Source organism: Pedobacter nototheniae, from assembly GCF_004335085.1.
Taxonomy (GTDB): Bacteria; Bacteroidota; Bacteroidia; order Sphingobacteriales; family Sphingobacteriaceae; genus Pedobacter; species Pedobacter nototheniae.
In genome coordinates this window covers 177604-199208 of sequence record NZ_RQRS01000002.1, presented here as the reverse complement: position 1 = coordinate 199208, position 21605 = coordinate 177604, and the positions used below count along the sequence as shown (strand labels likewise).

At 37.3% G+C, this 21605-nt stretch carries 11 protein-coding genes; 10 read left to right on the top strand and 1 reads right to left on the bottom strand.

The features are described 5' to 3' along the window. Positions 1-671: 671 nt before the first annotated feature. Positions 672-2009, bottom strand: coding sequence for a sigma-54-dependent transcriptional regulator (locus tag EHC72_RS02770; protein ID WP_131535960.1), 1338 nt, complete (start codon positions 2007-2009; stop codon positions 672-674). A 1486-nt stretch (positions 2010-3495) separates the two neighbouring features. Between EHC72_RS02770 and EHC72_RS02765 the strand changes: the two genes are divergently transcribed. The 10 genes from EHC72_RS02765 to EHC72_RS02720 all read left to right on the top strand — a co-directional run bounded on the left by EHC72_RS02765 (position 3496) and on the right by EHC72_RS02720 (position 21574). After that, positions 3496-4107, top strand: a complete 612-nt coding sequence (locus tag EHC72_RS02765; RefSeq protein ID WP_211660266.1) for an N-acetyltransferase — start codon at positions 3496-3498, stop codon at positions 4105-4107. A gap of 2 nt (positions 4108-4109) precedes the next feature. Continuing rightward, positions 4110-5219: a M20/M25/M40 family metallo-hydrolase gene (locus EHC72_RS02760; RefSeq protein WP_131535959.1), complete on the top strand. Its 1110-nt coding sequence runs from the start codon at positions 4110-4112 to the stop codon at positions 5217-5219. 622 nt (positions 5220-5841) lie between these two features. Continuing rightward, the gene (locus EHC72_RS02755; RefSeq protein ID WP_131535958.1) at positions 5842-8313 is read left to right on the top strand and encodes a PIG-L family deacetylase; all 2472 of its coding nucleotides are present in this window, start codon (positions 5842-5844) and stop codon (positions 8311-8313) included. Positions 8314-8415: 102 nt separating this feature from the next. Beyond that, entirely contained in the window at positions 8416-10107 is a 1692-nt protein-coding gene (locus EHC72_RS02750) for a sodium:solute symporter (RefSeq protein WP_131535957.1), read from the top strand. A 42-nt stretch (positions 10108-10149) separates the two neighbouring features. Then, complete coding sequence (locus tag EHC72_RS02745) at positions 10150-10662, top strand: DUF2911 domain-containing protein (RefSeq protein ID WP_246029362.1); 513 nt, start codon at positions 10150-10152, stop codon at positions 10660-10662. Positions 10663-10939: 277 nt separating this feature from the next. Further along, entirely contained in the window at positions 10940-11131 is a 192-nt protein-coding gene (locus EHC72_RS02740) for a hypothetical protein (protein WP_131535955.1), read from the top strand. Positions 11132-11544: 413 nt separating this feature from the next. Beyond that, the gene (locus EHC72_RS02735; protein WP_131535954.1) at positions 11545-17757 is read left to right on the top strand and encodes a beta strand repeat-containing protein; all 6213 of its coding nucleotides are present in this window, start codon (positions 11545-11547) and stop codon (positions 17755-17757) included. Between the two features lies 1 nt (position 17758). Next, the gene (locus EHC72_RS02730) at positions 17759-19216 is read left to right on the top strand and encodes a CshA/CshB family fibrillar adhesin-related protein (protein WP_131535953.1); all 1458 of its coding nucleotides are present in this window, start codon (positions 17759-17761) and stop codon (positions 19214-19216) included. A 2-nt stretch (positions 19217-19218) separates the two neighbouring features. After that, positions 19219-20523 carry a gliding motility-associated C-terminal domain-containing protein gene (locus tag EHC72_RS02725; protein WP_131535952.1) on the top strand — a complete coding sequence of 435 codons (1305 nt, stop codon included), beginning with the start codon at positions 19219-19221 and terminating at the stop codon, positions 20521-20523. Between the two features lie 85 nt (positions 20524-20608). After that, positions 20609-21574 (top strand): PorP/SprF family type IX secretion system membrane protein, encoded by a 966-nt coding sequence (locus EHC72_RS02720; protein WP_131535951.1) that lies wholly within the window; start codon positions 20609-20611, stop codon positions 21572-21574. Positions 21575-21605 lie beyond the last annotated feature (31 nt).

Below are 21605 nucleotides of genomic sequence, written 5' to 3'. Positions count from 1 at the left end.
GCAATACGCTTAACACACTAGCAAATCCAAACCACTGTTTCTTCGTAAAGCTCTCAATCGGCATGGTCAATTATTCGGGGAGCACGATTCAAGCCCACTCACTACCTTAAACAGAAAAATTGCGAGCCGACAACTTTGGTTCTTTGGTTGCCCAAAGAAGAGAAAGCCCCCGCGGTAGCGGATAAAAGAATTGCATGAGAATTATAGCATTATATTAAAACCATATAAGACATTTAAGATCATTTAAGGTTATCGTTTTTGCGAACTGAAGCAAGAGTGCGTGAAGCAATGCATCATAATTCTATTGTTGGTAAGATTGCTTTGTGCCTCGCAATGACGGTAATGATGGCGGCTGTACGATGACGCTAATGGTGGGTGCCTCGCAAAGACGCTAATGGTGGGTGCCTCGCAAAGACGCTAATGGTGGGTGCCTCGCAAAGACGCTAATGGTGGGTGCCTCGCAATGACGATAATGGTGGGGCTGTACGATGACGCTAATGGTGGGTGCCTCGCAATGACGGTAATGATGGGTGCCTCGCAAAGACGGTAATGATGGCGGCTTTACGATGATGAAAGCTTTTACAGCAATACGCTTAAAACCCTAATAAAACCAAACCACTGAACTAAAATTTTGTCCTTAGCTAGATGTAAATACATAAATCACGTTAACTTTATAGTTCCCGAATCTGGTATTCTTCGATTTTGCGATAAAGTGTTGTTAATCCAATTCCGAGTAAACGTGATGCTTCAGTTTTATTCCCTTTAGTATGAACGAGCACTTTTTGGATATGTTGCTTTTCTATTTGTTGTAAATCATAATTATTTTCCAAAGGTACAAACTCAAAAAATTCATGTGGTAGGGCAGAGGCATTTAAGGTATCGCCATCTGATAAAATAACCAAACGTTCAATTACGTTTTTTAACTCACGAATATTACCCTTCCAGTTATGTTCTGTAAATATGGAAAGGATTTTATCATCCATTTTAGGCTCAGCCTTATTTACCTTGCCAGCAAACTCTTTTAAATAATGCTTAGCAAGTGCAGGAATATCTGCTTTTCTTTCATTTAAAGGAGGAAGTGTAATGCTAAAAACAGATAGCCTGTAATACAAATCAGAGCGAAACTTGCCTGAAGTGGCATCGGCTTTTAAATCTTTATTAGTGGCTGCTAAAATGCGCACATTTACTTGTTGAGTATGGGTATCGCCAACTTTAATAAAACTCTGACTTTCCAAAACTCTTAATAATTTAGCTTGTAAATCAAGGTTCATTTCTCCAATTTCATCCAGAAACAGCGTTCCTCCATTGGCTTCTTCCAAAAGTCCTTTCTTATCTTTATTTGCTCCCGTAAAGGCCCCAGCTTTATAACCGAATAACTCGCTTTCTAATAAATCAGGACTAAAACCACTACAGTTTAATGCAACAAAAGGGTTAAGTGCCCGTGGGCTTTCATAATGAATAGATTGTGCGAAGACTTCTTTTCCCGTTCCTGTTTCGCCCAATAATAAAACGGTTGTATCTGTTTGGCTTACTTTTTTTGCTAAATCTATTGCCTCTTTTAAGGCTTTTGACTGCCCTATAATGGTATTGAAATTATGCTTTTTGGTAATTTTATTTTCAAGATCAGATACCCTACGTTGCAAATTCGATTTATCCATGGCTTTATAAAGCAAAGGGATAATTTTATCATTATCATCTCCTTTAACTAAATAATCAAATGCTCCGTTTTTTATGGCTAAAACACCATCAGCTATGGTTCCATAAGCGGTTAAATTAATAATCTCGACATAAGGTTTTAAGGTTTTAATATCTTTAACAAGAGCCACACCATTCACATCGGGTAATTTTACATCGCTGATTACGATGCTGATGTCGTTGTTTTTGAGCAATCGAATACCTTCTTTTCCAGTATTGGCTTGTAAAGTTTTGAAGCCCTCGAGTTCAATAATTCTGGAAAGTAAACTGCAAATTTTCTTTTCATCATCAATGATGAGCACAATTCCGTTCATAGGTTTAATTTATGAGGCAATATTAAGAATAAAATAAATGATTTTAATTTTCTTCTATTCGGTGTTTACCCCCGCGGCAGCGGATATAGCATTATGTTAATAACCATATAAGACATTTAAGATCATTTAAGGTTATCGTTTTTTGCAAACTGAAGTAAAGGGGCGTGAAGCAGTACTTCATAATTATCTATTGTTAAAGATTGCTTCGTGCCACGCAAAGACGGAAATGGTGGGGCTGTACGATGATGAAAGCTTTTATGGCAATACGCTTAACACACTAACAAATCTAAACCACTGTTTCTTCGTTAAGCTCTCAATCGGCATGGTCAATTATTCGGTTGGCACAGGCGAAGCCCACCCACTTGCTTAAACAGAAAAATTGCGAGCCGACAACTTTGCTTCTTTGGTTGCCCAAAGAAGATAAAGCCCCCGCGGCAGCGGATAAAAGAATTATATTAAAACCATATAAGACATTTAAGATCATTTAAGCTATCGTTTTTTGCAAGGTGGAAAGCAATGCATTATAATTATCTATTGTTGTGTGAGATTGCTTCGTGCCTCGCAAAGACGGTAATGGTGGGGCTGTACGATAATGAAAGCTTTTATGGCAATACGCTTAACACACTAACAAATCCAAACCACTGTTTCTTCGTTAAGCTCTCAATCGGCATGGTCAATTATTCGGGGAGCACTGCCCAAGCCCACCCACTTGCTTAAACAGAAAAATTGCGAGCCGACAACTTTGCTTCTTTGGTTGCCCAAAGAAGAGAAAGCCCCCGCGGCAGCGGATAAAAGAATTGTATTAAAACCATATAAGACATTTAAGATCATTTAAGCTATCGTTTTTAGTGAACTGAAGCAAGGTGGAAAGCAGTACTTCATAATTATCTATTATTAGGTAAGATTGCTTCGTTCCTCGCAAAGACGGAAATGGTGGGGCTGTACGATGAAAGCTTTTATGGCAATACGCTTAACACACTAACAAATCCAAACCACTGTTTCTTCGTTAAGCTCTCAATCGGCATGGTCAATTATTCGGGAAGCACCGCCTAAGCCCACCCACTGCCTTAAACAGAAAAATTGCGAGCCGACAACTTTGCTTCTTTGGTTGCCCAAAGAAGAGAAAGCCCCCGCGGCAGCGTAAGAAAGAATTGTATTAAAACCATATAAGACATTTAAGATCATTTAAGGCTATCGTTTTTAGTGAACTGAAGCAAGGTGGAAAGCATACTTCATAATTATCTATTGTTAAAGATTGCTTCGTACCTCGCAAAGACGGTCATTGCGAATACCTCACTACGGCGGGAAAACAAAAAATACCTCTCCATTATGATAAAAACCCTTTCATTTTGAAAAGCTTTAATTAGCATCCAAATCCAACTAAAAATAATTATCGGCTTTTAAAAACTTTAAAAGCCACTTTTTGCCTTTGTTATGCCAAAGGCATTGCTTTTGTTGCCCTGCTGGTACAAATTTTTTAAATAAAATGAATAATCAAATAATTTTTGTTCGCACGGCTAAAGCAGAAGATGTACAATATGCAGAAGAAATAGCCAAAGAAACAGAAGCATCAGCAATCATTCGGGGCTCAGGCATTTCAAAACGCAGTCCGCTATCCATTATGGAAAAGATAAATGAAGGGAAAGCTGTAATTGCGGTAACTGATTTGGGCGAATGGGCAGGTTTTTCGTACTTTGAAACTTGGGAAAATGCAAGTTTTATTTCCAATTCAGGACTAATTGTCTCTCCAAAATTTAGAAACTCAGGGGTTGCAAAATGCATTAAGAACCGCATTTTCAACATGTCGAGAAGACTTTATCCACACGCAAAAATATTCAGTATAACTTCCGGTGCCGCCATTATGAAAATGAATAGTCAGCTTGGATTTCAACCGGTAACCTATGCAGAAATTACGCATGATATAAATTTTTGGGAAGGCTGTAAAAGCTGTATCAATTATAACGTATTGGAGCTTAAAAAGAAATGCAATTGTTTGTGTACTGCAATGCTTTATATCCCTGAAGTGCTGGATATTGAAAAACTTGAAACCGATAAACATTTAGAATTTAATAACGAATATCATCTCAAAACTTGTTAATTATGAATAGTTACTTTGATAAGCAAACGCTTGATTGCCCTGATTTAAACCAAATTTATAACCAAAGTATCAGCTTGTTAAAAAAGCTAATTTCGATACCATCTTTTAGTGGAGCGGAGAATGGAACGGCTAATGAAATTGAAAACTTTCTTAACAGCCATGATATAAATACCCTGCGAAGGCATAATAATGTGTGGTGTTACAATAAATATTTCGACGCTACCAAACCTACAATTTTACTAAACTCGCATCATGATACAGTGAAGCCGAATGAGCAGTATACAATTGATCCATTTAACCCACTTGTAAAGCATGAAAAAATTTACGGCTTGGGCAGTAATGATGCAGGCGCATCGTTGGTTGCCCTAATGGGTGCCTTTTTGTATTTTCATGATCAAGCTGATCTTCCTTTTAACTTATGTTTGGCTGCCACTGGAGAAGAAGAAACATCAGGGGAATATGGAATTAGAAGCATATTGAATCAGTTAAAACCTATTTCTTTTGCTATTGTTGGCGAACCAACAGGAATGCATATGGCTATTGCCGAGAAAGGATCAATGGTTTTAGATTGTATTTCGCACGGGCGCTCTGGGCACGCCGCCAGAGAGGAGGGAGATAACGCCATTTACAAAGCCATAAAAGATATTCAGTGGTTTTCTACCTATCAATTTCCGATAGAAGATGGCTTACCAAACCCTGTTAAAATGGCTGTTACCCAAATTAATGCAGGCTTGCAGCACAATATTGTACCGGGCGAATGCACTTTTACCGTTGATATTCGTTTCGATCATAACTACACCCCAAGAGAAATTCAAAATGTAATTATTAACCATACCATAAGCAATTTTAACGTAAGACCAAATATTTTGAACCCTTCCAATATTGATATTCTGCATCCTATGGTGGTTAGCGGTTTATCGCTAGGCAGAAAAACATACCTTTCTCCAACCAGTTCAGATCAAGGCTGGCTTGATATGCCTTCGATAAAAATGGGACCTGGAGATTCTGCCAGATCACATACAGCGGATGAGTTTATTTTGATAGAAGAAATTGAAGAAGGGATTAGTATTTACATTAAACTTCTCGAATCCATTTTTGCACCAAAGGGATAATCTCCTTAATTGAAAGAATAATTATTTGCTTTGAGGATATAATTATATGCTCAGAGGTATGCGAGACATGCTTTTAGCGATAGAACATATGCTCGGAGGTATGCGAGACATGCTTTTAGCGATAGAACATATGCTCGGAGGTATGCGAGATATGCTTTTAGCGATAGAACATATGCTCGGAGGTATGCGAGATATGCTTTTGGCGATAGAACATATGCTCAGAGGTATGCGAGACATGCTTTTAGCGATAGAACATATGCTCGGAGGTACTCGAGATATGCTTTTGGCGATAGAACATATGCTCAGAGGTACTCGAGACATGCTTTTAGCGATAGAACATATGCTCTGAGGTATGCGAGATATGCTTTTGGCGATAGAACATATGCTCGGAGGTATTCGAGATATGCTTTTGGCGATAGAACATATGCTCGGAGGTATGCGAGACATGCTTTTAGCGATAGAACATATGCTTTGAAACTATAATTATATCCTTTTAGGCAAACAAGGTAAGCCCAGTGATGATGGTTATATAATTTTAAATTAAGCTTTCTGTACCTTTTTCGTTTCGAAAGATGCAGAATAAAAGCAAATTGAGCATATTTGGGTGCACAAAACAAATTTTATGTTTAGAAACCTGATTGCAATATCATTATTGCTTTTGAACGTGGTATTTTGCCGGGCTCAGCAAGTTCGCCCTGCAAAATCATCAGATATTTATAGAGAACTTAAAACCTTACAACACTTGCCAAAGGTGCTGTATCTGGCGGCACACCCGGATGATGAAAATACAGGGCTTTTATCTTATTTTGTTAATGAACAGCATGTTGAAACCGCTTATCTTTCTTTAACAAGAGGTGATGGCGGACAAAATTTAATAGGCAATGAGCAGGGTGCTGCTTTAGGGTTAATTAGAACACACGAGCTTTTGGAAGCCAGAAAGTTGGATGGAGCACAACAGTTTTTTACGCGTGCAATAGATTTTGGTTTCTCTAAAAATACAAACGATACTTTTAAACAATGGGATGCCGATAGTCTTACGGCGGATGTGGTTTGGGTGATTCGTAAATTTAGACCTGATGTAATTATTTGCCGTTTTCCACCTACGGCTGCGGCGGGGCACGGACAGCATGCGGCTTCTGCCGTTGTTGCCGAAAAAGCTTTTAAAGCTGCGGCAGATCCAAATCAATTTCCAAACCAGTTGAAATATGTTAGTGTTTGGCAACCAAAGCGTTTACTGTGGAATACTTTTAGGTTTGGAAGTGTAAATACAACTGCAGAAGATCAGCTTAAAATTACTGCCGGGCAATATGATCCGCAACTCGGTATGGGTTATGGAGAATTGGCTGGCATTAGTAGAAGCTTGCACAAAAGCCAGGGTGCCGGCACGCAATCTGTTGCAGGTATCCGTACAGAATATTTTACACATGTTGCGGGAGATCGTACAAAATTAAATGTATTTGATGGACTGAATAAAACCTTTGGTACAATAGGTTATAAAAATATAGATGATGCGCTAAATTTAATTATTAAGAAATTTGATTTTAAGGCGCCTGATTTAATTCTTCCAGAGTTAATTGATCTCCGTAAAAAGATAGGTGCAATTAAAGATAAAGCACTGCGCAGTGATAAATTGCAGGCTTTAGATCAATTGATTTTACATTGTAGTGGTTTTATGGGCGAGGCAGTAACAAATAGCCCAACAGCTGTGGCGGGCGATCAATACGGATTTAAACTGAACCTAATTGCAAGATCGAAAATGCCCGTTTCGGTTGAAGAAATTAGCTGGTTGCAAAATACCGAAAAACTTAATCGTGCTTTATCAAACGATTCGCTAATTACGATAAACCATAAAATTGAAATTCCAAAAGATGCAGCATTAACTGAACCATACTGGTTGGCAAAACCTGCAAAAAATGCGGCAACTTTTAGTGTAACTAATGATACCTTAATTGGTATGCCTGAGGCTGAATCGCCATTAAATGTAAAAGTGAAGTTGAAAATAGGAGCAGAAAATCTTAACGTTTTCCTACCATTATCCTATAAGAAATTAGATCCTGTAAAAGGCGATGTAGTAGAGCCACTACGCATTGTGCCAGCACTGGAGCTAAAATTTAATCAATCCGTTTATCTGGCAAAAACCGATGGCGATTTAGTATTAGATTTAGATTTTAAAGCAAACACCAATCGCGAATTTAAGAACGGTACCGTGGCGCTGAAATCGGGAAACCAGGTATTAACAACACTAACGGGCATTACTTTAAATGGTAAGGAGCAAATGTTAAGCTTCACAATTAAAAAAGCCGATTTGGATAAATTAAATAACAATCAAGTTAAGCTAGATGCCAGTTATACAGCAGAAAATGTTGTGTACAACAAAAATCAGCAACTTATTCAATACCCTCATTTGCCAACTTTACAATATTTTATGCCAGCCAGTACTTTGGTTTTAAAGGGCGATATAAAGGTTACGGCAAAAAAAATAGGTTATATAGAAGGAGCAGGAGATTTTATTCCAACTTTTTTAAGGCAATCAGGTATTCAGGTTGATGTGTTAAAAGCAGTAGATATTTTTGATGCTGCAAAATTATCTTCGTACGATGCCATTGTAACCGGAGTAAGGGTTATTAATGCAGAAAAGCAGATTGTGAATTGGTTGCCACAGTTAAAAAACTATGTTAAAAATGGGGGTACGCTGGTTATGCAGTACAATACCCAGCAAGACATGGCGATAGAGGACTTCGGTATTTATCCATTCTCTTTAAGCAATAAAAGGGTTACGGAGGAAAATGCAGTTGTTACATTTTTAAAACCTGAACATCGCCTTTTAAATTATCCGAATAAAATTACACAGGATGATTTTAAAGGTTGGGTACAAGAACGTGGCGCCTATTTTCCTGATAGATGGGATAAACAGTATGAACCATTGTTTGAAATGCACGATACCGGAGAGGAACCTTTGCAGGGATCTACGCTTTATGCAAAATATGGAAAAGGCAATTTTATATATACGCCACTTGCATTTTTTAGGCAGTTGCCAGCAGGCAATATTGGTGCTGCAAGATTATTTTTTAACTTTTTATCTGCCAGTAAATAAGATGAAAAATGCCCTTAAAAATTGGAATACCTGGTACATTCTACTCGCATTAGTACTGGTGGCACAAATTATATTTTATTACTTTTTTACTAAATACTGGGCATGAGCAATATAGATTGGATTGTTCTTGTTTTTACATTAGTAGCCGTTGTTGCTTACGGAATCTTTATCGGTCGTGGGCAAAAAAGCAATGAATCATACCTTAAAGCAGATAATAAAATGCCTTGGTATATTGTATTGTTGGGCATTATGGCTACACAGGCCAGTGCCATTACCTTTCTATCTGCCCCAGGCCAGGCTTATACCGATGGAATGCGTTTTGTGCAATACTACTTTGGTTTGCCCTTGGCAATGATTGTTATTTCCATCACCTTCATTCCAATTTTTCAGCGTTTAAATGTTTATACCGCTTATGAGTATCTGGAGCAACGTTTTGATCGTAAAACGAGGGTTTTAACATCCTTTTTGTTTCTACTTTCAAGGGGTTTATCAACAGGAATAAGTATTTATGCACCTAGTATTATTCTATCAAGCGTTTTAAACTGGAATATTTATTTAACCAATATTTTAACGGGTGGTATATTATTAATCTACACCTATATTGGAGGCGCAAAAGCGGTAGCACATACCCAAAAACTACAGTTTCTAATTATTTTAGGTACAATGGCTTTTGCAGCATATCTGTTGGTGCAAAACATGCCAAATGGTGCCAGCTTTAGCGATGCACTTTATCTTGCAGGTAAATCTGGTAAGCTAAATGTAATTACTACAGATTTTGATTGGAAGGATAAATACAACATCTGGAGTGGCATTTTTGGTGGGTTTTTTCTTGCACTGTCTTACTTTGGTACCGATCAAAGCCAGGTAGGCCGATATATAAGTGCCAAAGATACCACAACAGGTAGAATGGGTTTATTGTTAAACGGATTGGTTAAAATACCGATGCAGTTTGCCATACTTTTAATTGGTGCTTTACTTTTTGCCTTCTTCGCACTAAAACCTGCACCTATTTATTTTAATGAACACTCTTACCAGTATTTAAAAACGAATAATCCATCGGTAGCCGCCAACCTTGAAAAGGAACATAACTTATTGCAACATAAATTTGGAGCACAATCCAAGCAAATCCTAGCGGAGCGTAAAACGGGTAATCCACATTTAAATACTTCGATAGCAGAATTTAAAACTACCCAAAAGCAAATTAAAGATTTGCATACCAAAGTAGAAGAAGCCATTAATAAAACCAATTATAATGCAGAGCGAACAGATACCAATTACATATTTTTATACTTTGTTAAAAGCACACTTCCCGTTGGTATGATTGGGCTGCTGTTTGCGGTTATCTTTCTGGCATCATGGGGTTCTATTTCTGCAGCCTTAAATTCACTTGCCTCATCATCATTAAAAGATGTGCATTTAATTTTTAGTAAAAAGAAACCCGATGATGCTCAAGAACTTGCTTACAGCAGGTTGCACACATTAGCCTGGGGTTTATTTTCTATCGCTGTAGCTATGTTTGCAACACAAATGGGTTCTTTAATTGAAGCTGTAAATGTTTTAGGTTCTCTTTTTTATGGACCTATACTGGGTATTTTTCTTGTTGCGTTCTACTTCAAAAAAATCAATGGCTCTTTAGTGTTTATCGCAGCTATACTTGCTGAGGTAAGTGTAATAGCAGTTTATAAATTCGATGTGGTTTCCTTTCTCTGGCTAAACATCATTGGTGCATTTGGTGTAGTCTTTTTTTGCATCGTGGGTTTATTGTTTTATCGACCTAAAGCCTTAAATTCGTAAAATCAAAATACAACAAAAACAAAAGAATATAATACTATGAAAATGATCATTAAATCAGTTGCACTGTTTTTTGCAGCAGTAACAATTTCAGCAAGTGCCATTGCACAAGATACCCAACCAAAACCAAGTCCGGCGGCTACAGCAACAGGCAAAGTAAAAGGAGCAACCATTACTATAAACTATAGCAGCCCTGCTGTTAAAGGACGTAAAATTTGGGGTGGTTTAGAAGCTTTTGATAAAGTATGGCGTGCTGGTGCAAACGAAGCAACAACTTTTGAAACCGATAAAGATATTAAAGTAGAAGGGAAAGTTTTACCAGCTGGTAAATACAGTTTCTTTCTAATTCCTAAAGAGAGCGGACCATGGGTAGCTATTTTTAACAAGGAACCAAAACAATGGGGTGCTTATAAATATGAGGAATCAAAAGACCAGTTAAGGGTTAATGTTAAAACAAAAGCATTAAAAGCAACTCAAGAGCGCTTAGTTTATAAAATTACTAATAGTGGTTTCTCATTAGATTGGGATATGATTTCTGTACCAGTATCTATAAAATAAAACAAATTATAGAAACATATTAAAGCCATTTTGCATGATGCAAAATGGCTTTTTTGCTTTTATAAACCACAGGTTTGTATCTGCATTAAGTAGAGAAAATAAATTTCTACGGTTTTAGTATTTCTGTGGTTTTAGTTAGTCAATTACAAGTTATCTCCCAATAAAATTCAGCCTAAAATGTTCATCTATTTTAGGTGTGAATAAAACTTAAAAAAATAAATTCTTTTTACAAACTAAATTGTTCAGGATATGTTATAAGTGTATAAAAAGATATAACATGGCACCATTAGAAATACACGTAGAACAAAGTGCTTTATTAAGCAACCAAAGTACAACAGAAGAAGTAAGCAACCAGCCATTAGAATTACATCCTGAAGCCTATAAAGTAAAAGGGCCATCATCAGAGAAAAGAAATTCAGTACCGGCATCTGTGCGTTCTTATGCACACGGTTTATATGGGTTGTTGTAAAAAATTACACATTCTGTAAAATTAATTCAATTCCGGGATTTTTAAATCCCCACTCTTTATATATATAGCCCTGCTAAAAACAGGGCTATATTGTTTTTAGGGTTTTTCTAAATGTTTAAGGTTCAATATAATCCATTATAACACTATATCTGATTATATTAAGGCAGGAGTTGTGTCAATATTGTAGAAATTGAATTTTAATTTAAAATTATTGGGTATAAAATTCCCCAATTAATATCGCTATTTATTTTATAGAGAATTAATTTCCTCACTTTTCCTCTCGTTTTTTTTCAGAATGCTCGCTTATTCGTTTTAATGAGATAAAATAGCAATTGGATAGGTTTTTGTCTTTAGGGTGAAGTATGTAGTCGGCTAACTAAAACTACATAATTTCACATTTTTAAGTAATTATTATGAAAAGACACCTTATCTTTAGTTTAGCAATTATGTTAAGCGCTTTTGCTGCTTCTGCACAACAAAAGGTAAAAGACGGTACGGTTGCTAATGGTAACCTTCCGAACAAAGATGCAATTTTGGAACTGGAGAGTTCTAGTAAAGGATTATTATATTCAAGAGTAGCATTAAAATCAACTACAAATGCTTCTCCATTATCTGCACACGTAGCAGGTATGATGATTTACAATACCCAAACCATTGCTGATGTTGTTCCTGGTATCTATTATAATGATGGTACAAAATGGATTTTAGCCGGAGCTGGAGATGGCGCTGCAGCCAATATTAAATATAATCCAGCTACTTACATTCTTTCATATCTTGATGCTAGCAATAATCCTGTAAGTATTAATTTAAAAAATGTTGTTAAAGAAAATGAAACTTTAACCACACTTGTTAATAATAATGGAACTTATAAATATACTTCAGAAAACGGTACAATTACTTTAATTAACGTTCCTGCTGATGTAATCAATAATTTTCAAACCATTGCCAACGATAATACTGTAAAACAGATTATTGAGAACATTGTAAAAACATCTGGAGGCAATGTATCTTATGATGGTGCAAACTTTACTTATGTAGATAACACTGGTAAAACACAAACCATTAACATCGATCAACTTGTAAAGGCTCACGAAACAATTACCACTTTAGTTGATAACAAAAACGGAACTTATACTTATACTGCAGAAGATGGAAAAACTACTTTAATCAACGTTCCTGCTGATGTAATCAATAATTTTCAAACAATTGCCAACGATAATACTGTAAAACAGATTATTGAAAACATTGTAAAAAACACAGGTGGCAATGTATCTTATGATGGTGCAAACTTTACTTATGTAGATAACACAGGTAAAACTCAAACCATCAACATCGATCAACTTGTAAAGGCGCACGAAACAATTACCACTTTAGTTGATAATAAAAACGGAACTTACACTTATACTTCAGAAAACGGAAAAACTACTTTAATCAACGTTCCTGCTGATGTAATCAATAATTTTCAAACCATTGCAAACGATAATACTGTAAAACAGATTATTGAAAATATTGTAAAAAACACAGGTGGCAATGTATCTTATGATGGTGCAAACTTTACTTATGTAGATAACACTGGTAAAACTCAAACCATCAACATCGATCAACTTGTAAAAGCCCACGAAACAATTACCACTTTAGTTGATAATAAAAACGGAACTTACACTTACACTGCAGAAGATGGAAAAACTACTTTAATCAACGTTCCTGCTGATGTAATTAATAACTTTCAGGCAATTGCCAACGATAATACTGTAAAACAGATTATTGAGAACATTGTGAAAAACACAGGTGGCAATGTATCTTATGATGGTACAAACTTTACTTATGTAGATAACACGGGTAAAACTCAAACCATTAACATCGATCAACTTGTAAAGGCTCACGAAACAATTACCACTTTAGTTGATAATAAAAACGGGACTTATACTTATACTGCAGAAGATGGAAAAACTACTTTAATCAACGTTCCTGCTGATGTAATCAATAATTTTCAAACCATTGCAAACGATAATACTGTAAAACAGATTATTGAAAACATTGTAAAAAACACAGGTGGCAATGTATCTTATGATGGTACAAACTTTACTTATGTAGATAACACTGGTAAAACTCAAACCATTAACATCGATCAACTTGTAAAGGCTCACGAAACAATTACCACTTTAGTTGATAATAAAAACGGAACTTATACTTATACTAACGAAAAAAATGAAGCGGTAAATATTAATGTAATTGGCGATGCCGTTACTAATATTACCAATAAAGGAGATCTTTATACAACGATTAAAAATTTAGTAAACACCGAACAAACTTTAACAAGTTTAGTATACGATGCAACTAAAAATACCCTTACTTATACTGACGAAAATAAACAATCTAATGTAATTGATCTAGGTGGTTTAGTTACCAAGAATCAATTAACTACAAGTGTTGTAGATGGAACAACAACATCTGCCACTTCAACTGTTGCAGGTAATAATACTGCGTATAAAGTAGAAGTAAAAGATGGTGCAATTACAACAGATAAATTGGCAAATAATGCAGTAACAACAGATAAAATAAATAATCAATCTGTTACAGCAAATAAATTAACAGCCGCCGCTACTGACGAAGGTAAAGTTGCTACCGTAAATGCAGACGGAACAGTTAGTTATAAAGCTGTTTCAGTAAGTAACGCTACAGATGGTAAAGATTTAAGTGCAGCATCTGATAAGGTAACGGTTGCAGGTGGTACAGGCGCTTTATTAAAAGCAGCAAGTGTTGATGTAAACGAATCGAAATTAAGCTTACAAAACATTGGCGGTTTATTAAATGCAAACCAGGTTGCTGGTGGTACTGCAGGCGATGTTTTTGTAGTAGGTACAGATGGCAAAGGAAGCTGGGTAAGCAAAGCAAATGCAACTTCGGTAAGCAATACATTAACCGGAACATCATTAACAACAACCGTTAACGGTACAACTGGAGTAGCTGTAGATTTAAAAGGAGCAATTCAATCGGCCCAAAAAACTACTGTTGTAGCAGCAGGTACAGGCACAACAGTTGCCACAGCTACAGCAAATGATGTTACCACTTATACGGTATCGGCAGATTTAGCTAATATTTCTTTAGCTGGCGATGTAACTGGCGCAGCAAATGCTACCAAAGTAGAAAAAATTCAGGGTACCGCTGTAAGTGCAACAGCGCCGACAGCAAACCAGGTATTAACTTATGATGCAACAACTAAAAGCTGGATTGGTGCTACACCAACAGTTAGCGCAACCAATGTAACTGGATCAGGCAATTTAACATCAGATCAAATTACCTTTAACGATGGAACAGGTGCAACCTTAAAAAATGTAAAGGCAACCATCAACGATAAATCCATTACAGCTTCTATGTTAAACTCAACAGGAGCAACCAACGGACAAGTTGCTATTGCAAATGGAACGGGTGGTGTTAGTTATGGTAATTTACCAGCAAGCTCAGTAACTGGAGCAGATGTAACTGCGGCAAGCAATAAAGTTATTTTAGCAGGTACACCAACAGGTGCGGCATTAAAAGCTTTCAGTGTTGATGTTGATGAAACAAAATTAAACTTAAACGCTAGTCAGATTAAAGGCGGTACAGCCGGCCAAGTAATGGTAGTAGGAGCAGGCAACACAGGATCATGGGTAGATCAATCTACTTTGGTTCCAGCTACAACTGTATCTAATACTTCTACAATAAATGATTTAACAACAAAAGTAAACGGAGTAACCGCTAATCCGGTTAAAATTATAAACTCTAATGATTTAAGCCTTAACGCTGCAAATAAATTAGTAACTACAGTAAACGGTGTAGCTTCAACTACTGCATTAGATTTAACTCCAGCTATCCAAGCCGGGCAAAAAACAAGTTCAGTAATTAGCGGTACAACAACAACGGTTACTTCTGCAGCAAGTGCGGGCAATGCAAACAATACAGAATATAAAGTAGAGGTAAAAGATGCCGCCATTCAAGCAGGGCAATTAAAAACAACGTTATCTAACGGTACAAATACAACTGTTGCATCAACAGTAAGTGGTAACACTACCGATTATAATGTTAGCGTAAACAATGCAACTGCAACAACAACAGGGGCAGTAAAACCAGGTACAGGATTATCAATTGATGCTGCTACAGGAACAATTTCTGTAAATCCTGCAACGCTTACTTCAGGAAAAGGAATTACAACTGACGGAATTATTCAGGTAAATGGAGGTACAACTTTAGCAAACTCAGTTTTAGCAGATGCAACTTTAACTATTAAAGATAAATCAATTACAGCTGCGAAATTAGATGCAACTGGTGCAACAGCAGGTCAGGTTGCTACCGTAAATGCAGATGGAACAGTTAGTTATAAATCTGTTTCAGTAAGTAACGCTACAGATGGTAAAGATTTAAGTGCAGCATCTGATAAGGTAACGGTTGCAGGTGGTACAGGCGCTTTATTAAAAGCAGCAAGTGTTGATGTAAACGAATCGAAATTAAGCTTACAAAACATTGGCGGTTTATTAAATGCAAACCAGGTTGCTGGTGGTACTGCAGGTGATGTTTTTGTTGTAGGTACAGATGGCAAAGGAAGCTGGGTAAGCAAAGCAAATGCAACTTCGGTAAGCAATACATTAACCGGAACATCATTAACAACAACCGTTAACGGTACAACAGGAGTAGCTGTAGATTTAAAAGGAGCAATTCAATCGGCCCAAAAAACTACTGTTGTAGCAGCAGGTACAGGTACAACAGTTGCCACAGCTACAGCAAATGATGTTACGACTTATACGGTATCGGCAGATTTAGCTAATATTTCTTTAGCAGGCGATGTAACTGGCGCAGCAAATGCAACCAAAGTAGAAAAAATTCAGGGTACCGCTGTAAGTGCAACAGCACCGACAGCAAACCAGGTATTAACTTATGATGCAACAACTAAAAGCTGGATTGGTGCTACACCAACAGTTAGCGCAACCAATGTAACTGGATCAGGCAATTTAACATCAGATCAAATTACCTTTAACGATGGAACAGGTGCAACCTTAAAAAATGTAAAGGCAACCATCAACGATAAATCCATTACAGCTTCTATGTTAAACTCAACAGGAGCAACCAATGGGCAAGTTGCTATTGCAAATGGAACGGGAGGTGTTAGTTATGGTAATTTACCAGCAAGCTCAGTAACTGGAGCAGATGTAACTGCGGCAAGCAATAAAGTTATTTTAGCAGGTACGCCAACAGGTGCGGCATTAAAAGCTTTCAGTGTTGATGTTGATGAAACAAAATTAAACTTAAACGCTAGTCAGATTAAAGGCGGTACAGCCGGCCAAGTAATGGTAGTAGGAGCAGGTAACACAGGATCATGGGTAGATCAATCTACTTTGGTTCCAGCTACAACTGTATCAAATACTTCTACAATAAATGATTTAACAACAAAAGTAAACGGAGTAACCGCTAATCCGGTTAAAATTATAAACTCTAATGATTTAAGCCTTAACGCTGCAAATAAATTAGTAACTACAGTAAACGGTGTAGCTTCAACTACTGCATTAGATTTAACTCCAGCTATCCAAGCCGGACAAAAAACAAGTTCAGTAATTAGCGGTACAACAACAACGGTTACGTCTGCAGCAAGTGCAGGCAATGCAAACAATACAGAATATAAAGTAGAGGTAAAAGATGCCGCTATTCAAGCAGGACAATTAAAAACAGTTTTAGCCAATGGTACCAACACAACAGTAGGTGCCCCAACAGTAAGTGGTAATACAAGTACTTATAAGGTAGATGTAGCAACAGCAAATGGAACAGCATTAGGTGTTGTAAAACAAGGAGATGGAACAGTTGTGGTTGGCGCAGATGGAGCGCTTTCAGTTCCTGCAAGTGTAATTACAAATGCACAAAAAACAACAACGGTTATAGCCGGAACAAATACTACTGTAACACCAGCAGCACCAAATGCAACTGGTAATACACAATATACAGTAAACGTTCCAACCGCAAACGGTACGGCATTAGGTGTTGTAAAACAAGGAGATGGAACTGTTGTAGTTGGAACGGATGGATCGCTTTCAGTTCCTGCTACAACCATAACAAATGCAATAACCGCTAATAATGGTTTAAATAAATCTACTGCAAACAATATTCAACTGGGTGGCGCATTAACAACTGCAACAACAATTGCAACAGGAGGATCAACTACACCAGCAAATACATTAGCCATTAGCGGGTTACAGCCTGGTGCAACAACTGATAAAATTGTAGTAGCAGATCCAAGTACTGGCGTATTAAAACAAGTTGCAGCAGCAATGCCTAAATTCTTTTATATGCCATCTATTATTGTTCCAACAGCTGCAGATCAGTTTGTTGCAGAATCGGGTATTACTGGCGAATCATTTGGTACAATAAACTTATACGCTAGATATAACAAACAATTTGGTACCCCAGCGGTAAGTAGTGCAGGCGCACCAGCTTTACCTGTGGTTGCTGCCAACCAATTATATTTTTATGTAACCTGGTATGATACTACAGTTTTTTCTTCAGTAGCCGTATCAGCAGCTGGTGTATTAACGTATACCGTACAACCAAATGCAGATGTTACAGCGGGCTCATTTATGAATATTGTTTTTGCAGTTAAATAAGATGAAAAGAATAATATTTAAACTATCATTCCTATTGTTATTGGTTGCTTTTAGTGAAGCAACATTAGCACAATGTTTTCCTACACAGCCAAAAACTGCAGCCTTTGCAACTGGTGGAACAAGCAAAAATAAAAATCAGGTATTATGGCTAACCTGGGGTTCAACATTAGCAAATGTTACAACTTATCCTTACGGAAGACATAATCAGGCATTAGCAAATAACTCTGCATCTTATGCCTCTATCGACGTAGGTGGTGGTCGTTTCCTTTGTGTAAAAGCCGTAATATCTGGTATTGTAGGCAGCGATATTAGAAGCTATGCACCAGGTAACTACTCAGGAGATTCAATGGATGATATGTATAACATTGGTGGCACAGGTACCAATAATCAACTTGTTAATGGCATAAGAAATGGTACCGATGGAGGATTATCAACCTTTACGGTAACCTGTACTGCTACTTTAGATGGTATCCCAGTTAAACTGGCAGGTATGGTAATTGGTGATGCCGAATCTTTAGCTGCTAGCGAATACTTTAATGCTACCGCAGATGGAAAGTGGAATATTGTAGAGTTACAGAAAAATTTAGCAAACACAAATCCATATCAGGTTAGAAAGGTAAATGTAACAGGTACTACACAACAAAGAATGGAATTTGTTAAGGGTAATGATGATAATACCGCTGCGGTTTCATTTTTAACTTTCAATCAAACAGCTTATGCAGCCAATACCTTCGATGTTTCTTTTAGTGTAACATTAAAAGGCGGTGGTTTAACGGCTATTGCCTTAGGCTTATTGCCTCCAGGAGTTGATGGTGGCGATGCACCAGCATCTTACGGCTCGCCATTACACATGATTGATGCCCTGGCAATATCAAGTGATGGAATTAGTGCGACTATCGCTACCGGAACACCAACTAATTTAAATACAAGTAGCTATACTCCAGGTGCACTTATTCCACCAACATCAGATTATTTAGGTTCTGTAGGACCAGATATGGATCCAGGTTCTTTATTTAGTAAAGATGCAATGGGCGATAATAATAATGGAAGCGCCGGTGTGAATGAAGAAGATGCATGGCCTGCTAAATATAAAAGCTTTTCTTACAAAGCTAATTATATGCCTGGCAACATCATTACGGCTACCATTCCATATAAAGGTTCAGAAGATGCTTACATTTCTGGTTGGATAGATTTTGATCAGAACGGTGTTTTTGATGATAGCGAAAGAGTTACCGTTGCAGCACCTGCTAATCAAACTTCAGTAAACTTAGTATGGACAGTTCCTTACAGCCGCGTTATTAGAAGCACTTATGTACGCCTGCGCTACGGAAAAAACCAAAGCGATCTTCTATCTCCAACAAGTGCAACTCCGGGTGGAGAAGTAGAAGATCATAAAATTTTTATACAAGGGCCGGCTATTACAAACCCAATGTTGCCAAGTAAGGCTAAGAAAAAATAATTATGAAATCATATCACATGACGATCATATCAAAAATATTATTATCCACCATATTCGCTCTGGCGGGTTTAACAGCGTATGCTCAAACCGGTGCTGGCAGTATGACAGTAGATGAATCTACCGTTGTAGTTGCAGCAGGCACGACGGAGCAACGCTTTAGCGAAGGCACATATTTTGGTCCAAAGGCAAACTGGGAGATTAATGGTACTTTAGAAATTTACAGTAAAAATGTATGGATAGCTCCAGGGGCAACCTTTAGTGGCACTGGCAAAATTATTATTTATAATCCTGGTACAAACCCATACTATCCAGGTATGGCCTCAGGCCCAACAAATATTGATGGCAACAACGGCAACTTTATCAACCTGATTATAGAACATCGTAATGCAGAAAATATATTGCTGGCAGATGTTGCCGATCCTGGTTATAACACAGCAAATCCTTCAGGTGCTTTATCAGCAGAGTTAAATGTTGGCGGTACTTTAGATTTAGCTGTAGATCGTGCAGATATTATCCTTAATGGGCACAACCTTGCATTTAACAGCTCGGGTAAAATTGCCAATTACAGTAAAGCCAGAATGGTAGTTACCGGTAACAGCATTGCTGGCCATATGATTAAGGATTATGCAGGTAGCGATGGCTTTGTGTTTCCAGTGGGTATTGAAGAAGGAGATTATACACCTGCCACATTAACCCCAGGTAGTGCTGGTAAATTGTTTGTAAGCGTTCAGGATTTTGTTGGCGCCAATAAAGCGATTAAAAATCCGGCATTGGGAATGGATCGTGTATGGCATATTTATGGCTCCCCAGCCATTACTGCAAACATGATTTTGCAACACAACAGCAACACCAATGGAAGTTTATTTAAAGATGAAAATGCAGCAATTGCCCGCTACATAAGTGGCGATAAATGGGATATTTTGAAAGGTACTAATCCCGCAGTTGGCGTACACACCCGTAATAATGTGGCAATAGCAACTGATATGGCAGCCAATGGCGGTTACTTTACTAAACTTGCAATTTCAGGCTCAACCTTGTTTATTCCTAATTTATACACTCCAAATGGAGATGGTACCAACGATGCCTTCGAAATTAGAGGCCTTGAATTATTTGCACAGAATGATTTGGTTATTGTTAACCGTTGGGGAAATGAAGTATATAAAGCTACGGGCTACCAAAATAATTGGACTGGTGAGGGCTTAAACGAGGGGACATATTTTTACGTACTTAGAGTAAAAGAAGCCGCAGGATCTGAGTGGCAGGTATTTAAAGGATACATCACTTTGATTAGAGCATTTAAAAAATAAAATTAAGGATTGGATGCTGAATGGTTAAATAACAATAAAAATTTAACCAACTCCCATTCGAGCAAATCAATAATTAAGATAAAAAATGAAAAAGATATTCATACTTACAATACTAACCTTAAGCATCATGTTGGCGAAAGCACAACAAGATGCACAGTTTAGTCAGTACATGTTTAATGGAATTTATATTAATCCTGCCTATGCGGGTTATAAAGAACAATTAAACCTTCACGCTTTTTACCGTAACCAGTGGACGGGTATTCAAGGTTCTCCAACCACCATGTCTGTTGCTGTAGATGCAATTGCAAATAACGGTAATGTTGGTTTAGCCTTACAAATTTCTAGCGATAGGATTGGTGCACAACGTAACCTTGCGGCATATGCAAACTACGCATATCGCATTCCAATGAACGATGATGGATCATCAAGATTAGCTTTTGGAGTTGGTGTAGGTGCTGTACAATTAGGTATTGATGGTTCTATGTTAAACCCTAATGATTTTGAGGTAAACCAACCAGTGGGCATTCAAAGTACTATTGTGCCCGATGCAAGAGCAGGAGTTTACTTTTCAAATGATCGTTTTTATGCTGGTTTCTCGGCAGATAATTTGGTTTCTCAATACATTAATATTGATCGTTATGCCTTTATAGCACAGCCAAAGCCTCATTATTATTTAACCGCCGGAATGCTTTTTCCTATTAATGAAGATCTTCAGTTAAAACCATCATTTTTATTAAAAGATGACCGTGGAGGTCCAACCAGTTTAGATTTAAATGCCTTTTTTATTATTGCCGATAAGGTATGGCTTGGAGGTTCTTACCGTACAGGCGTAAAATTATATGATAAAAGCTATTTGCAAAAAGATTTAAGCAAACTTAATTCTGGTGTTGTAGCTGCACAGTTTTTTGCAAGCAGCAATTTACGTATTGGTTATGCTTACGATTTTTCTATCGGCCCATTGCAAGGTTACAGTGGCGGTACACACGAAATTTCAATCGGATATTTCTTCAATAAAAGAAATATCCGCTTAATGACACCGAGGTATTTCTAATTAATAACTGGAAAAAATAGCAGATAAATTA

Coding starts and splice junctions, on each gene's coding strand:
- EHC72_RS02770 (WP_131535960.1), bottom strand. CDS start 2,009: ATGAACGGAATTGTGCTCATCATTGATGATGAAAAGAAAATTTGCAGT.
- EHC72_RS02765 (WP_211660266.1), top strand. CDS start 3,496: ATGAATAATCAAATAATTTTTGTTCGCACGGCTAAAGCAGAAGATGTA.
- EHC72_RS02760 (WP_131535959.1), top strand. CDS start 4,110: ATGAATAGTTACTTTGATAAGCAAACGCTTGATTGCCCTGATTTAAAC.
- EHC72_RS02755 (WP_131535958.1), top strand. CDS start 5,842: ATGTTTAGAAACCTGATTGCAATATCATTATTGCTTTTGAACGTGGTA.
- EHC72_RS02750 (WP_131535957.1), top strand. CDS start 8,416: ATGAGCAATATAGATTGGATTGTTCTTGTTTTTACATTAGTAGCCGTT.
- EHC72_RS02745 (WP_246029362.1), top strand. CDS start 10,150: ATGATCATTAAATCAGTTGCACTGTTTTTTGCAGCAGTAACAATTTCA.
- EHC72_RS02740 (WP_131535955.1), top strand. CDS start 10,940: ATGGCACCATTAGAAATACACGTAGAACAAAGTGCTTTATTAAGCAAC.
- EHC72_RS02735 (WP_131535954.1), top strand. CDS start 11,545: ATGAAAAGACACCTTATCTTTAGTTTAGCAATTATGTTAAGCGCTTTT.
- EHC72_RS02730 (WP_131535953.1), top strand. CDS start 17,759: ATGAAAAGAATAATATTTAAACTATCATTCCTATTGTTATTGGTTGCT.
- EHC72_RS02725 (WP_131535952.1), top strand. CDS start 19,219: ATGAAATCATATCACATGACGATCATATCAAAAATATTATTATCCACC.
- EHC72_RS02720 (WP_131535951.1), top strand. CDS start 20,609: ATGAAAAAGATATTCATACTTACAATACTAACCTTAAGCATCATGTTG.